This window comes from Nonomuraea roseoviolacea subsp. carminata (assembly GCF_024172185.1).
GTDB lineage: Bacteria > Actinomycetota > Actinomycetes > Streptosporangiales > Streptosporangiaceae > Nonomuraea > Nonomuraea roseoviolacea.
This window is the reverse complement of record NZ_JAMZEC010000001.1, coordinates 6,723,280-6,737,402: the sequence shown is the minus strand read 5'-3', so window position 1 is coordinate 6,737,402 and position 14,123 is coordinate 6,723,280. Positions and strand designations below refer to the sequence as shown.

15 protein-coding genes are annotated in these 14,123 nt (G+C 72.2%); 7 read left to right on the top strand and 8 right to left on the bottom strand.

Annotated features, from left to right (window positions below; translation table 11 throughout):
- Nucleotides 1-44 precede the first annotated feature (44 nt).
- A complete protein-coding gene (locus HD595_RS31135) occupies nucleotides 45-671 on the top strand; it encodes a TetR/AcrR family transcriptional regulator (protein ID WP_253775214.1) in 627 nt (208 codons plus the stop codon).
- Nucleotides 672-689: 18 nt separating this feature from the next.
- Here the strand turns inward: HD595_RS31135 and HD595_RS31130 are convergent, their stop codons facing one another.
- Nucleotides 690-1,574 (bottom strand): FRG domain-containing protein, encoded by an 885-nt coding sequence (locus HD595_RS31130; RefSeq protein ID WP_253775212.1) that lies wholly within the window; start codon nucleotides 1,572-1,574, stop codon nucleotides 690-692.
- Between the two features lie 68 nt (nucleotides 1,575-1,642).
- Between HD595_RS31130 and HD595_RS31125 the strand changes: the two genes are divergently transcribed.
- The 3 genes from HD595_RS31125 to HD595_RS31115 all read left to right on the top strand — a co-directional run bounded on the left by HD595_RS31125 (nucleotide 1,643) and on the right by HD595_RS31115 (nucleotide 3,081).
- Nucleotides 1,643-2,215, top strand: a complete 573-nt coding sequence (locus tag HD595_RS31125; protein WP_253775211.1) for a DUF2975 domain-containing protein — start codon at nucleotides 1,643-1,645, stop codon at nucleotides 2,213-2,215.
- The gene (locus HD595_RS31120) at nucleotides 2,216-2,458 is read left to right on the top strand and encodes a helix-turn-helix domain-containing protein (protein ID WP_253775210.1); all 243 of its coding nucleotides are present in this window, start codon (nucleotides 2,216-2,218) and stop codon (nucleotides 2,456-2,458) included. It abuts the gene before it with no gap.
- A gap of 242 nt (nucleotides 2,459-2,700) precedes the next feature.
- Nucleotides 2,701-3,081 carry an STAS domain-containing protein gene (locus tag HD595_RS31115; RefSeq protein ID WP_253775209.1) on the top strand — a complete coding sequence of 127 codons (381 nt, stop codon included), beginning with the start codon at nucleotides 2,701-2,703 and terminating at the stop codon, nucleotides 3,079-3,081.
- A gap of 119 nt (nucleotides 3,082-3,200) precedes the next feature.
- Here the strand turns inward: HD595_RS31115 and HD595_RS31110 are convergent, their stop codons facing one another.
- The 5 genes from HD595_RS31110 to HD595_RS31090 form a co-directional block, all read right to left on the bottom strand.
- The gene (locus HD595_RS31110) at nucleotides 3,201-3,404 is read right to left on the bottom strand and encodes a cold-shock protein (RefSeq protein WP_253775208.1); all 204 of its coding nucleotides are present in this window, start codon (nucleotides 3,402-3,404) and stop codon (nucleotides 3,201-3,203) included.
- A gap of 281 nt (nucleotides 3,405-3,685) precedes the next feature.
- The gene (locus tag HD595_RS31105; protein ID WP_253775206.1) at nucleotides 3,686-4,636 is read right to left on the bottom strand and encodes an NAD(P)H-dependent flavin oxidoreductase; all 951 of its coding nucleotides are present in this window, start codon (nucleotides 4,634-4,636) and stop codon (nucleotides 3,686-3,688) included.
- A 141-nt stretch (nucleotides 4,637-4,777) separates the two neighbouring features.
- Nucleotides 4,778-6,121 carry an ABC transporter substrate-binding protein gene (locus HD595_RS31100; protein WP_253775204.1) on the bottom strand — a complete coding sequence of 448 codons (1,344 nt, stop codon included), beginning with the start codon at nucleotides 6,119-6,121 and terminating at the stop codon, nucleotides 4,778-4,780.
- A 2-nt stretch (nucleotides 6,122-6,123) separates the two neighbouring features.
- Complete coding sequence (locus tag HD595_RS46935; protein WP_253775202.1) at nucleotides 6,124-7,014, bottom strand: carbohydrate ABC transporter permease; 891 nt, start codon at nucleotides 7,012-7,014, stop codon at nucleotides 6,124-6,126.
- On the bottom strand, nucleotides 7,011-7,946 hold the full coding sequence (locus HD595_RS31090; RefSeq protein WP_253775200.1) for a carbohydrate ABC transporter permease: 936 nt from the start codon (nucleotides 7,944-7,946) through the stop codon (nucleotides 7,011-7,013). The genes HD595_RS46935 and HD595_RS31090 overlap by 4 nt, the downstream gene beginning before the upstream one ends.
- Nucleotides 7,947-8,115: 169 nt before the next feature.
- Between HD595_RS31090 and HD595_RS31085 the strand changes: the two genes are divergently transcribed.
- Together HD595_RS31085 and melA are read left to right on the top strand one after the other, a co-directional pair.
- On the top strand, nucleotides 8,116-9,051 hold the full coding sequence (locus HD595_RS31085; RefSeq protein WP_253775198.1) for a carbohydrate kinase family protein: 936 nt from the start codon (nucleotides 8,116-8,118) through the stop codon (nucleotides 9,049-9,051).
- Nucleotides 9,048-10,352, top strand: coding sequence for an alpha-glucosidase/alpha-galactosidase (gene melA, locus HD595_RS31080; RefSeq protein ID WP_253775196.1), 1,305 nt, complete (start codon nucleotides 9,048-9,050; stop codon nucleotides 10,350-10,352). The genes HD595_RS31085 and melA overlap by 4 nt, the downstream gene beginning before the upstream one ends.
- A gap of 87 nt (nucleotides 10,353-10,439) precedes the next feature.
- Here the strand turns inward: melA and HD595_RS31075 are convergent, their stop codons facing one another.
- Together HD595_RS31075 and HD595_RS31070 are read right to left on the bottom strand one after the other, a co-directional pair.
- The gene (locus HD595_RS31075; RefSeq protein ID WP_253775194.1) at nucleotides 10,440-11,231 is read right to left on the bottom strand and encodes a DeoR/GlpR family DNA-binding transcription regulator; all 792 of its coding nucleotides are present in this window, start codon (nucleotides 11,229-11,231) and stop codon (nucleotides 10,440-10,442) included.
- Nucleotides 11,228-12,526 carry a family 4 glycosyl hydrolase gene (locus tag HD595_RS31070; protein ID WP_253775192.1) on the bottom strand — a complete coding sequence of 433 codons (1,299 nt, stop codon included), beginning with the start codon at nucleotides 12,524-12,526 and terminating at the stop codon, nucleotides 11,228-11,230. The genes HD595_RS31075 and HD595_RS31070 overlap by 4 nt, the downstream gene beginning before the upstream one ends.
- Nucleotides 12,527-12,990: 464 nt before the next feature.
- Between HD595_RS31070 and chvE the strand changes: the two genes are divergently transcribed.
- Entirely contained in the window at nucleotides 12,991-14,121 is a 1,131-nt protein-coding gene (chvE, locus tag HD595_RS31065; RefSeq protein ID WP_253775190.1) for a multiple monosaccharide ABC transporter substrate-binding protein, read from the top strand.
- Nucleotides 14,122-14,123: the final 2 nt, after the last annotated feature.

The window sequence follows — 14,123 nt, the reverse complement described above, 5'->3', positions numbered from 1 at the left end:
ATAGATTATTAGCATCATCTATAGCACGGAAGGAAGTGCGGACCATGCCCCGAGCGTCCCGGGCCGAGGCCGAGCGGCACCGCGAACAGGTGATCGAGGCCACGGCGAGGCTGGTGCGCGCGCACGGCGTCGACAAGGTGAGCGTTCCGCAGGCGATGGCGGCGGCGGGGCTGACCCACGGCGGTTTCTACCGCCACTTCACCTCGAAGGACGACCTGATCGCCCAGGCGTGCTCGGCCGCGTTCGCCGAGCGCGTCACGGCCCTGGACGACCTCGCGGAGGACGACGCCCCCGAGCGGCCCGCCCGGGCGGTCTTCCTCGCGACCTACCTGTCCGGCCCGCACCGCGACAACCCCGCCCTCGGCTGCCCCTGTCCGGCCCTGGCGATGGACGCCGCACGCGCGGAACCGGGCGACCCGCTCCGCCGGGCGTTCGCCGACGGCCTGCGTGACCTGGTCGAAGCCATGAAGCCCCTCACGGCCTCGGACGAGGCGACCGCGCTCGTCGAGCTGTCCACCATCGTCGGGGCGCTGACGTTGTCACGGGCCTGCGCCGGCGACGACCTGTCGGACCGGATCCTCGCCGCGGTCCGCGACCACCTCGTGGGCGGCACGGCGGAAGACGGCACCCTCGTGGGCGGCACGGCGGGAGGCGGCGCCGAGACCGCCTGACCGCGTCCGGTCCCGTGCTCAGGCGTTGCCGGCGTTGCCGGGGGCGCACTCGTCGCCCTGGTGCTCCAGGCTGGCCTCGGGCGAGTAGTAGCGGCGCAGCCACGCCGCCAGCCCGTCCAGGCCGGGCAGCAGGGCCCGCTCGGTGATGCCGGCCTGGTCGAGCCGTTCGCGCACCTCGGCCTTGACGTCCGGCGGGATCCGCCACGCCCACCACAGGTCGGGATGGGCGTTCAGCCACCGCTCCACCGACCAGGTCACGTCCGACAGCGCCGAGAGCACCGACGACTGGGTGACGATCCGCTCGTCCAGCGACGGCGGCTCGAACAGGGCCAGGAACGGCTCCGCGCCCGCCAGCTTGCCGAAGCTGTCCAGGTCGGGGGCGCTGCGGGCGAGCATCTCGGTCGTGAACAGCACCGCGCCCTCGCGGTCCAGGACGTCCCGCAGCGGCCCGGGCAGGAGCCGGTGCGCCGCCTCGCAGTCGAGCCCGATGAGCATGGCCTCGTCGTGCGGCCAGGCCGCCGTGGCGAAGTGCAGCGCGACCAGCGGCGAGAACGTCCAGTCGACCAGCCGCGTGGGCAACCCGTGGTGCTGGCCGAGCGCCAGCCAGTCCCAGATCGTCGGGCCGGGCGCCTGGCGATGGGCGTACTTGCGGAAGTTGCGGATGAGGTGGCGCTCCACGGCCGGGTACTCACCGGCCAGCCGCGCCAGCCCGGACAGGTGCGAGTGCGGGGGGCGCGACCGGCCACGGAACACCACGGCGGAGTGCGAGGGGCCGCCGCGCGGGTGCGGCCCTCGGCGTCCGCTCACCTCGCTGATCGCGTCGTCCAGCTCCCGCCAGGACGACACCGTGACGATCCTGTCCTCGCCGCTCTCCCCGCCGACCCCGTTCGTGCTGCTCCCCATACCTGCCCGCTTCCCGTCACACAGCAGGCCACACCCGCCACAAACCGGACTTGTTTTATCGTTTTTCGATGCTATTGCTCACGACGCTCGGCCTGCTCGCGCGGCTGGCGGGCGACGTCATCCTCGGCGTCGTCCCGGCCGCGAGGCCGGACTTCGGCTTCACCGGGCTGCGGCCGTCCCACACCGGCGTGTCGTTCGACGGCGCCCTCGCCCCCGGGGCGCGGGCGGTCGGCGTCACCGTGGACGCGACCCTGTACGACCCGGCCCACGCGCCGCTGCTGGCCGTGCTGCACCTGCCCACCTGGCTGCCGGGGATGCTGGCGATCCTGCTGTCCCTGTTCTGGCTGGTACGGATCACCGGCAGGGGCGTGGCCGGGGACCGGGCGTTCTTCTCCGCCGCCACGGTGCGTGACCTGCGCCGGATCGGGACCGTCCTCACGCTCGGCTCGCTGGCGGCCTTCGCCCTCGACTTCGCGGCCACGTCCGTGGCCGCGCGGCTGCTGACCGTCGATCCGCCGCTGGTACCGGGCGACATCGAACCGCCGGTCGTGGCCGTGCTGATGGGAGTGGGGGCGTTCGTGGCGGCCGAGGTGATCGGGCGCGGGCTGGCCATGCTCGACGATCTCGAAGGCACGGTCTGAGTGCCGCCCGGAGAGCTCGACGGGCGCGTCGAGGTCCGGCTCGACGAGCTGCTCGCCCGGCGCGGCATGACGCTGACCGAGCTGTCCCACCGGGTCGAGGTGACGATCGCCAACCTGTCCATCCTCAAGACCGGCAAGGGCCGGGCCATCAGGTTCTCGACACTGGCCCGGCTGTGCGAGGTCCTCGACTGCCAGCCGGGCGACCTGCTCCGCTACACGCGGGACCCCGGCGCTGGCCGGTGACCTCGACGGCCGGCCGGCGCCGCCCCGTGTGACAACGATCACACCCATGAGAACGTACCCACCCGACCGAAATATCGTGCCTCGGTCGGTCACTGCGGCTTCGCTCTGTCCGTCAAGGCCACGGGCGCCGCGCCGCCGGCCGGGGTTACGCCGTTCTCTTGCGCTGTGCAATCATGGTGTCTCGGAACGTATGCGCCGTAAGCGCGAAAGACCGCCCGGGCGCGGCGGCGGGAGGGCACGACGTGGAACGGGCGGGCGCGAGGCGGGCCGGCTTCTCCTGGACCGGCGGGCGGCACGATGGCGTGACCGTGGTCGCCCTGGCCGGCGAGCTCGACATCGCCACGGCGGGAGCCCTGCGCCAGGCCGTGACCGACGCCCTGGCCGGCGCGCCCGAGGAGCCGCCGCTCCTGGTGATCGACATGCTGGCCGTCGACTTCTGCGACTCCACCGGCCTCAGCGTGCTCGTCTCCACGATCAACGGCGCGGCGGGCGCGGGCGGCCGGGCGGTGCTCAGCGGCATCGGGCCGCGCATGGCGCGGCTGCTGCGCGTGACGGGCCTGGACAAGCGCTTCCAGACGTACGACACGGCCGACGACGCCGTCCAGGCGCTGCGCACCGCGTGAACCCGCGCGTACCCGCGGATAGTCCGCACGTCACGCCCCTGAAGAAGGGGCCCGGAAAAGCAGCGAGCCGGCCCGCGCCCCTTCTTCAGGGGCGGGACCGGCTCACCGGGTGACTCGCGTCAGGCGGGGGTGATGTTCTCCGCCTGCGGGCCCTTCTGGCCCTGGGTGATGTCGAAGGTCACCTTCTGGCCCTCGTGCAGCTCGCGGAAGCCGCGGCCGGCGATGTTGGAGTAGTGGGCGAAGACGTCGGCGCCGCCGCCGTCCTGCTCGATGAAGCCGAAGCCCTTTTCCGCGTTGAACCACTTCACGGTACCGGTCGCCATGTCAATCTCCTTCGATAGGCGCAGGTCTGGGACCCGCACCTCACGGGCCCCGCGTCGCCGCGATGCCCCGCCGGAAATGACCGGAAAACAAAAGGCGCCCGAGGGGTCGGATCCCGTCAGGCGCACACACGTTCATGGGTACCACACTGCAACGGGTATGAGCTTACCACGGCCTCCCGGCCACGGTTCTCCCACCGGATCGGCGGCATTCACCCAGGCAAGGTCCTGTCTTCGGGAAGCGGGCCGTCGACTGCCGGCACGGACGGTCAAGGCCCGGCCGGCTACCGGGCGAAACGGTTCAGCAGCTTCTCGGCCCCGGCGAATGCGGCGACCACGTCGGCGGCCGTGCGCCGCTCGCGCACCAGCCCCACGCCCTGGCCCACGTAGATGAAGGCGGTGTCGAAGTCCTGGTCGCGGCGGGCCGTCTCCAGGTCGGCCCGGGCGCTGTCGTCGGCTGCCAGCTCGTCCTCCCGGCCGGCCCACCGGTCGAAGAAGGCGTTGCGCAGGGCCCGCCCGCCGTACTCGACCGGCCAGCCGAGCCGCTGCGCCACGTCGAAGACGCGCCCGTACGCCGTGTCGGTCTCCGCCGCCTCCAGCAGGCGCCGCATAGCCTCCGGGGAGATCGTCGTCTCCTCGCAGCCCATGAACGCCGTGCCCGCCCAGGCGCCCTCGGCGCCCGCGGCCAGCACGGCGGCCAGCCCGCGGGCCGTGGCGACGCCCCCGGCGGCCAGGACCGGGATCCGCACCGCGTCGAGCACGCCCTCCAGGAGGGGCAGCGTCGCCACGTCGGCGCGGCCGTGGCCGCCGCCCTCGGCGCCGCGGGCCACGACGGCGTCCACCCCGGCCCGCTCGGCGGCCAGCGCCTCCTCCGTGGTGCCGGCCTGGGTGACGACCGTGATGCCCGCCTGCCGCAGCTCCGTGACATAGCTCTCGTACGGGCCGAAACTCACGGACACGACCGCGGGCCGGGCGTCGAGGACGGCCTGGAGCTGGGCGGGGTTGCCGGGCAGCGCCCACGCCATGAGCCCGATCCCGTACGGCCGGCCGGGCGCGGCGGCGACCGACGCTTGCTCCCGGATCCACTCGGCCGTGGCGGCGGCGGGGACGCCGAACATGCCGAGCGCCCCGGCGGCGGACACCGCGGCCGCCAGCCGGCCCGCGCCCACTCCCGCCATGGGCGCCCCCACCAGGGGGACCGTCAGGTCGAACCGCTCGGTGAGCCACGTGCGCATGACGATCTCCTCGTCCCGTTCCCCGCCCGCGGAGGGCCTGCCATCCGCCACCCTGCCACGCCGGCCCCGGCGCGCCGTCCATCACCCCTCCGCGGCGCGCCGTCCATCACCCCTCCCCGGAGCGGTGGGGGCGGGCAGGTGTCAGCCGCCCGCGGTGAACAGGGCGTTGACCCGCTGGTTGGCGGCCGTCAGCGCGGTGCGCGCGTCCTTCTGGCCGAGCCAGACCTCCTCCATCGCCGTGCCCACGATCTGGTCGATCTCGTCGCCGTGGTCGCTGACCGGCAGCAGGAACGTGCCGCCCGGCGCGTCGGCCTGGCTGGTGAAGGCGCTGACGTCGCGGTGCGCCGCCTTGTGCGCCTTGACGGCGCGCTCGGTGGAGGAGGTGATGGCGGGGAACGCCACGGCGCTGTCGGCGACGATGTCCTGGCAGGCGGTCGAGCCGAGGAACTTCACCCACTTCCACGCCGCCTCCGGGTGCTCGGTGCCCGCGTAGACGGTGTCGGCCAGGCCGTTGTAGGCGGACTTGCGGCCCTGGGGCCCGGTCGGCAGCGGGGCGAAGGCGAACTTCTGCTCCGTCGAGTCCAGGTACGTCTTGATCATCCAGGAGCCGGTGATGCCGAGCGCCCCCTTGCCGGAGCCGAGCACGACGTCGGGCCCGAGGGAGCTCTTCTTGTCGTAGGGCGCCGCGTAGCCCTTGTCCATGAGCCGCCTGAACCAGGCGGCGGTCTCGGCCAGCTTCGGGTCGTCGTAGAAGTACCTGGTGCCGAACGGGTTCTTGTCGATGTAGCGGAAGCCGTTGGAGACGGCCAGGTCGCCCCAGCCGTTCTGCCCCTGGGAGCCGTCGTTGAGCTCCGCGACGATCCCGTACACGGCGACCTTCGACTTGTCGAAGCCGGGCTCGTCGCCGCGCCGGCCGGAGGTGTCGACGGTGAGCCGGGCGAGGGCCTTCTCGAAGGTGCCGCCGTCCGCGGGGTTCCAGGTGAGGTCGCCCAGGTCGAGGCCGGCCTTCTTGACCAGGGCGGTGTTGTAGACGATGGCGATGGTGTCCCAGTCCTTGGGCAGGCCGTACCGCTTGCCGTCCTTGACCCACAGATCGGCCAGGCCGGGCCGGTACTGACCGAAGTCGACCTTGTCCGCCTCGGCCATCGGACCGAGGTCGAGGAGCTGGCCGTTCTTGACGAACTGCGGGTAGTAGGTCGTCTGCATGGTGATCACGTCGGGGGCCTTGCCGGAGACCATCTGGGTGGTGAGGTTCTGCCAGTACTGGTCCCAGGCGGCCTGGTTGATCGTGATGGTGATGCCGGGGTTCGCCTTGTGGAAGGCGTCGGCGCACTGCTGGTAGGCGCCCTGCTGGGCGTCGTCCCACAGCGCGTACGTCAGCGTGACCGGCCCGTCGTCCGCTCCCGAACCACCCGGGCCGCCCGAGCCGCCGCAGGCCGCCGTGAGCAGCAGCAGCGCGCCCGCCGCCAGATGTGCCTTGTTCATGGTCAACCTTTCATGCCGGAGAACTGGATGGAGTCCACGAGCCGGCGGCCGAAGAAGACCACGAGCAGCAGCACGGGGATGATCGACAGGACGGAGCCGGCCATGAGGCCGGTCCAGTCGGGGGCGGTGTTCGGCGACTGCTTGAGGAAGATGCCGAGCGCCGCCGTGAGCACGCGGGTCTCCTCCCCCGGCGCCACCAGCAGCGGCCACAGGTAGTCGTTCCACGTCCAGACCGCGGTGGTGAGGGCGAGGGTGAGCAGCGGGCCGCGGCTCATCGGCAGCACCACCCGCCAGAAGATGAGGCCCTTGCCGGCGCCGTCGATGAGGGCCGCCTGCTCCACGTCGCGCGGCACGCCGAGGAAGAACTGCCGCAGGAAGAACACCGCGAACGGCGTCATGAGCAGGCTCGGCGCGACGAGACCCGGGACGGTGTCGAGCCAGCCCAGCTCCTTGACCAGCACGAAGTTGGGCAGCAGCGTGAAGATCGGCGGCACCATGAGGGCGGCCACGAACATCCCGAACAGCAGGTCGCGGCCGGGGAAGCGGAGCCGGGCGAAGGCGTAGCCGGCCATCGCGCACAGCAGGGTCTGCACCGCCGTGACGAGCCCCGTGTACAGGATCGAGTTGCCCAGGTACCGGAAGAAGTCCAGGTCGGCTCCCGACCCGCCGGCCGCCCGCGCCTCCTCACGGGTGGTCAGGCCCAGCACGCGCTCGAAGTTGAGCAGCGTCGGATGCCGGGGCAGCAGCCCGGCGTTGTCGCCGGCCAGCTCGCGGCCGGGCGTGATCGCCGTGCGGAGCATCCAGTAGAGCGGGAACAGGGAGATCACGACGGCCAGGATCAGGCAGGCCCAGGCGAGCGGGCGGCCGATCCGGATCCGGGAGGGGCGGTTCACGCGAGGTCCGAGGCTGAGGCGCGCAGCAGGCGCATCTGGACGAAGGTCAGCACGCCGAGCACGAGGACGAGGCTCAGCGCCAGCGCGGAGGCGTAGCCCATCTTGAAGTGGGTGAACGCCTGCTCGTAGATGTAGTGGTAGATGACCCGGGTGGCGTTGACCGGGCCGCCCTTGGTGGTGACCGCCACGGCGTCGAAGAGCTGGAACGAGTCGATCAGTGACACGACGAGCACGAACGCGAGGATGGGGCGCATCAGCGGCAGCGTCACGCGGAAGAACGTGCGGATCTCGCCGGAGCCGTCCAGGGCCGCCGCCTCGTAGACGTGCCGCGGCACCAGCAGCATCCCCGCGTACAGCAGCAGCGCGGTGTAGCCGGTGCCGCTCCACGAGGTGATGACCGCCACGCTGGGCAGCGCCAGATCGGGCGAGGTGAGGAAGCCCTGGGCGGGCAGCCCGGCGCCGGTGAGCAGGTGGTTGACGAAGCCGAGGTCGGCGTCGAGCAGCCACATCCACAGCAGGCCGGTCGTCACGTTGGGCACCAGCCACGGCACCACGAGCAGCGACCGCAGCACCAGCGAGCGCGTCAGGCGGTGCAGCAGAGCCGCCAGGCCCAGGCCGGCGACGAGCTGGATGCCGAGGTTGAGCACGACGTAGCCGGCGGTGACCTTGAGCGAGTTCCAGAACAGGGGGTCGTGGAGGAGCCGGGCGTAGTTGTCGAGGCCGACGAAGCGGGGCCGCGACAGCAGGTTCCAGTCGGTCATCGAGTACCAGGCGCCGCGCAGCGCCGGATACAGGTAGAACAGGCCGAACCCGATGAGCGCGGGCGCGAGGAAGGCGGCGGCGAGCCGCCCGTCGCCGCGCGCGCCGGCCTTGAGCCGGTGGGCGGGCCCGGCCACGGGTGGCGCGGCGGGCTCGCCCTGTCGTAGCAGCATCTCCGAACCTCCTGGGGGCGGGGGAGCCGGCCGAGCGGCCGTGGTGCAGCCCATCATGGTGACTTTCGAAAACTTGTCAATACCTTCGAGCATCCCCCTATAGCCGTCAATGGACGACAGTCTTCGAAAGTATTGACAAGAGTTCGAAGGTCCTGGGAGCGTCCTGCCCATGGCCTTCACGGATTTCGACCTGCTCGTCGTCGGCGACGCCAACCCGGACGTGATCGTCTCGGGCGCGCCCCGGCGGCCCGCCTTCGGCCAGCGCGAACACCTGGTGGACACCGGCGACCTGGTCCTCGGCGGCTCCGGCGCGATCACCGCGTGCGGCGCCGCCCGCCTCGGGCTGCGCGTGGCCTTCGCCGGGCGCGTGGGCGACGACCCGGCCGGCGCGTTCGTGCTGGACGCGCTGCGGCGGCGCGGGGTGGACGTCTCCGCCTGCGTGGTCGAGCCCGGAGCGGCCACCGCGCTCACCGTCATCCTGGCCGACGGGCAGGACCGGGCGATCCTGACCGCCCCCGGCTGCCTCGGCCGCACCTCCGCCGGCGACGTGCCGCCCGGTCTGCTCGCGCGCGCGGCGCACGTGCACGTCTCCTCGTTCTATCTCCAGCCGCTGCTGGCCGAGGGCGTGCCGGAGCTGTTCCGCGCCGCCCGGGCCGGAGGCGCGACCACCTCGCTCGACACCAACGACGACCCGTCCGGGCGCTGGGAGGGCCTGGGCGAGGTGCTGCCGCTGACCGACGTCCTGCTGCCCAACGAGCGCGAGGCCCTGGCCGTCGCGGGCGTCGAGGACCTCGGGCGCGCCGTGCGCGAGCTGGCCGCCCGGGGCACGACCCCCGTGGTCAAGTGCGGCGCCGAGGGCGCCATGACGATCGTGGACGGCGAGCCGCTGCGCGTGCCCGCCCCGCCGGCGAAGGACGCCGGCGAGGGCGGCGTGGTGGACACGGTCGGGGCGGGCGACAGCTTCGACGCGGGCCTGATCGCGGCCCGCCGGCGCGGCCTGCCCGTACGGCGGAGCCTGGAGGTGGCCGTGGCCTGCGGCACCCTCTCCACCCGAGCCGCGGGGGGCACAGCGGCGCAGCCCACCTGGGAGGAAGCCACCTCATGAGATACCCGAAGATCGTCTTCATCGGCGCGGGCAGCGTCGTGTTCACCCACGGCCTGCTCGCCGACCTGCTGGCCCATCCCGAGCTGCGGCAGGCCCGGATCGCGCTGCACGACATCGACCCGGAGCGGCTGGAGACGGCCGAGGCCGTGGCCCGCCGCATCGCCGCCGCCCGCGGCGCCGCCCCCGAGGTCAGCGCGACCCTCGACCGGCGGGCCGCGCTCGACGGCGCGGACTTCGTCATCAACATGATCCAGGTGGGCGGGCACGCCGCCACCGTGGCCGACTTCGAGATCCCCGCCCGCCACGGCCTGCGGCAGACGATCGCCGACACGATCGGGGTGGGCGGCGTCTTCCGCGCCCTGCGCACGTTCCCCGTGCTCGACGCGCTGGCCGCCGACATCCGCGCCGTCTGCCCGGACGCCCTGCTGCTCAACTACACCAACCCCATGGCCATGAACGTCTGGTACCTGGCCTCCCGGGTCCGCAACGTGGTGGGCCTGTGCCACTCGGTCTACTGGACGATGCACGACCTGGCGGCGCTGGTGGGGGTGCCGTACGAGGAGGTCACCTATCTGGCGGCGGGCGTCAACCACCAGGCGTGGGTGCTGCGCTTCGAGCGGGAGGGCGCCGATCTGTACGAGCGGCTCGACGCGCGGATCGAGGCCGACCCCGAGCTGCGCCGGCGGGTCCGGGTGGAGATGTACCGGCGGCTCGGGCACTACCCGACCGAGACGAGCGAGCACTCCTCGGAGTACGTGCCGTGGCTGCTGCGCCACGACGCCGAGATCGAGCGGCTGCGCATCCCGGTCGGGGCGTACGTGGGCATCAGCGAGGAGAACGTCCGCGAGTACAAGCGCACGCGCGACGCCGTGCGGACCGGCGGGGAGCTGCCCGTCGAGGGCACCGGCGAGTACGCGCCGCAGATCATCCACAGCGTGGTGACCGGCGTGCCGCGCGTGGTCTACGGCAACGTCGTCAACGACGGGCTGGTCGCGAACCTGCCGCCCGGCTGCGTGGTGGAGGTGCCCTGCGCGGTGGACGCCACGGGGGTGCGGCCCACCCGGGTGGGCGCGCTGCCGCCGCAGTGCGCGGCGCTCAACCGGGCCTACGTCAGCGTCAACGAGCTGACCGTGCGGGCGGCCGAGGAGGGGCGGCCGGAGCACGTGCGGCACGCGCTGATGGCCGACCCGAACACCGCGGCCACGCTGTCGCTGGAGGCGATCTGGCGGATGTGCGACGACCTGGCCCGCGCCCACGGCGACCTGCTCCCCGAGCCGCTGCGCGCCACCCTCGTGAGCTGACCGCTCCGAGCCCCGGCGCGCCGCCCTCGTGAGCCCGCCGGGCGCAGCCCTCGCGAGCCGGGCGCGCGGCACCCCCGGGTGGCCGGTTCAGCCGACGAGGTCCACCTTGAGGCCGCGCTCGCGCAGGAGCGCCACCGTCGCCGGGTCGGCCGACTCCCCCGTGATGAGCAGGTCCACCTCCGTCAGCGGGCAGACCGGCGCCATCTCCACCCTGCCCAGCTTGGAGGAGTCGGCGACCACCACGCACCGCCCGGCGGCGCGCAGCATCCGCTGCTTCATCTCGGCGTCGGGCAGGTTGACGTTCGTCACGCCGGCCTCGGGGTGGACGCCGCCGCAGCCGAGGAACACGAGGTCGGCCCGGATGCCCTCCAGGACGCGGGTGGCGAGCGGGTCGACCAGGGAGTGCTGCTGGCGGCGCAGGCTGCCGCCGGTGACGACGACGGCGAAGCGCGGCAGCGCCGGCTCCAGCTCCAGCGCGGTGCGCAGGCCGTTGGTGAAGACGGTGACCTCGGTGAGGTCGGCGCGGGCGACCAGCTCCCTGGCCACGTACGCCGTGGTGGTGCCGGCACCCATGAGCACGCTCTCCCCCGAGGCGACCAGCCGGGCAGCCGCCTTGGCGATCAGCGTCTTCTCCACGGCGGCGGCGCCGAGCGACAGCTCGAACGACGGCTCGACGCGCGGCGGCGACCCGGCGGCCACCGCGCCGCCGCGCACCCGCCGGACCCTGCCCTGCTCCTCCAGCGCGTCGAGGTCGGCCCGTACGGTCACGGTGGACACGCCGAACGCCTCGGCCAGCTCCGCGACCCGGGCGAACTCCTGCTCCATGAGCAGCCCGAGCATGCGCTCGCGGCGCACCTCGGTCGGCATGGACTCCGTCATCGGCGGATCGCCTCCGGCAGCAGCTCGCCGTGCGCCTCGATGAGCTCCTCGCACATCGCCTCGATGGCGGGCAGGGGAAGCGTGGCGGCGGTGTTGGGGTCGAGCATCGCGGCGTGGTGGACGTGCCGGCGCTCGCCGTCGAGCACCGCGCGGACGGTCAGCTCGACGACGTTGAGGAACGTGCGGTTCAGGGCCACGAGCTGGACCGGCAGGTCGCCCACGGGGCGGGGGTGCAGGCCCGTGGCGTCGGCCGTGGCGGGCACCTCCACGCAGCAGTCGTCCGGCAGGTTGCCGATCAGGCCGTCGTTGCGGACGTTGACGTAGACCTCCTTGGCGCGGCCGGTCAGCATGGCGAGGATCGCGGCGGCGGCCGGCTCCTGGTGCTGCCAGCGGATCAGCAGCGGCCGGCCGGCCGCCAGGGCGCGGCGCGTCTCCTCGTAGGCGTGCATGTCCTTGCCGAAGCGGCGCAGGAACTCCTCCATCGGCACCCCGAGGCGCTCGGTCTCGGCCTCGTGGCGCATGAACCACGGCACGTACTCGGCGGCGTGCTCGCTCGACTGCGTCGGGAAGTGGCCGAAGCGCCGGTACAGCTCCATGCGGACGTGCCGCCCGAGGTCGGGGTCGGCGGCGAGGGCGGCGTCCAGCTCGGGGTAGAGGGAGCGGCCGCCGGCCTCGAAGCGCAGCACGAACGACTGGTGGTTGAGCCCGGCGCTGAGGAACGTCACCTCGTCGAGGTCGCGGCCGAGCAGGTCCGCGAGGTAGGCGTGGGTGTCGCAGACGGCGTGGCACATGCCGGCGAAGCGCCGGAAACCGGTGGCCTCGTGCACCGCCCAGCCGATCATCGCCATGGGGTCGCTGCTGTTGAGCAGCCACGCCTCGGGGCACAGCTCGGCCATCTCGCGGCCCAGCTCGACGAAGAACGGGATGGAGCGCAGGCCGCGGAAGACGCCGCCGACGCCGATGGTGTCGCCGATCGTCTGGCGCAGGCCGTAGCGGCGGGGGATCTCGAAGTCGCGCAGCGCGGCCTCGAACCCGCCGCGGTCGACGTGGCTGATCACGAAGGCGGCGCCGTCGAGCGCGCGCCGCCGGTCGGGGCAGGCGGTGATCGCCGCCGCCGCGCCGGACTCGGCGTCGAGGGCGCGCACCAGCGCCTCGGCCGTCGCCAGGTGGCCGGGGTCGTCGTCGTGCAGGACGATCTCCAGGCGGCCCTTCAGCGAGGAGGCGAGGAACAGGTCGGAGACCACCCTGCGGATGAGGTCGACCTGACCCGCGCCGACGAAGACGATCCGAGCCATGCTCACCTCCACGCCCGCTCGTGCGCGCAGACTACGGCACGCGGGGCGGACGCGCACACCGCACCCCACGGAGTCAGCGCGGCGCGGGGCCGGCCGGAGAGGGTCCGGTGTTCTCGCTCACATGGAAAACTCCACCTGCCGAGGGGTCCGGCACGCCGCATCGCCTGCGAGAGCGGGGTTGGCAGGCCGTTTACCTGGGACAAGAGCGTCCCCGGAATGTGAATGGTCTGTTTCCGAGACGTTATCGCACACCGTTGACAGGCAAATTGTTAGCGATAACACTCAAGGCCCTAGGCAAGTTGTCGTCCACAACAAACATGCAGTGGGATGGGACGAAGTGCCACAAATCGGACGTAGGCTACCGCGCAGGTCGATGCCCGGCACCGGGGTTTCGGACCTTCCGCAGAACGTCCGAGAGGGACGGCATCCCCTTCGCGTACGCGCAACCTCGCAAGGAGACACACATGAGATTCGGACGGATCGCGACGGTCGTCTCAGCCCTCGCACTCACCGCAACCGTCGCGGCGTGCGGATCGAGTGAGAAGACGATCGACAAGGCGGCCACCTCCGGCAACACCAGCGGCGCCCTCATCGGCGTCACCATGCCGACGAGGTCCTCCGAGCGCTGGATCCACGACGGCGACAACGTCAAGTCCAGCCTGGAGAAGCTCGGCTACAAGGTCGACCTCCAGTACGCGGAGAACGACATCCCCACCCAGGTCAACCAGATCGAGAACCAGATCACCAAGGGCGCCAAGCTCCTGATCGTCGCCTCGATCGACGGCACCGCCCTGACCACGCAGCTCCAGCAGGCCGCCGACAACAAGATCCCGGTCATCGCCTACGACCGCCTGATCCGCAACAGCCCGAACGTCGACTACTACACGACGTTCGACAACTTCAAGGTCGGCGTCCAGCAGGCCACCTCGCTGCTGGTCGGCCTCAAGCTGCTCAACGCCGACGGCTCCGCGGGCAGCGCCAAGGGCCCGTTCAACGTCGAGCTGTTCGCCGGCTCCCCCGACGACAACAACGCCACGTTCTTCTTCAACGGCGCCATGTCCGTGCTCAAGCCGTTCATCGACAAGGGCACGCTCAAGGTCAAGAGCGGCCAGACCGACTTCAAGACCGTCGCCATCCTGCGCTGGGACCCGGCCACCGCCCAGAAGCGCATGGAGGACATCCTCACCAAGACCTACTCCGGCGACGCCAAGGTCGACGGCGTGCTCTCCCCGTACGACGGCCTGTCCATCGGCATCCTGTCGGCGCTGAAGTCCAACGGCTACGGCACCTCCGGCCAGCCGTACCCGATCGTGACCGGCCAGGACGCCGAGCTGGCGTCGGTGAAGTCGATCATCGCGGGCGAGCAGTACTCCACGATCTTCAAGGACACCCGCGAGCTGGCCAAGATCACGGTCACCATGGCCGACACCGTCCTCAAGGGCGGCAAGCCCGCCGTCAACAACACCAAGGACTACGACAACGGCAACAAGGTCGTCCCGGCCCAGCTCCTCGAGCCGATGATCGTCGACAAGAGCAACTACCAGAAGGCCCTGGTGGACACGGGCTACTACACCGCCGCCCAGCTCGGCGGCTGACG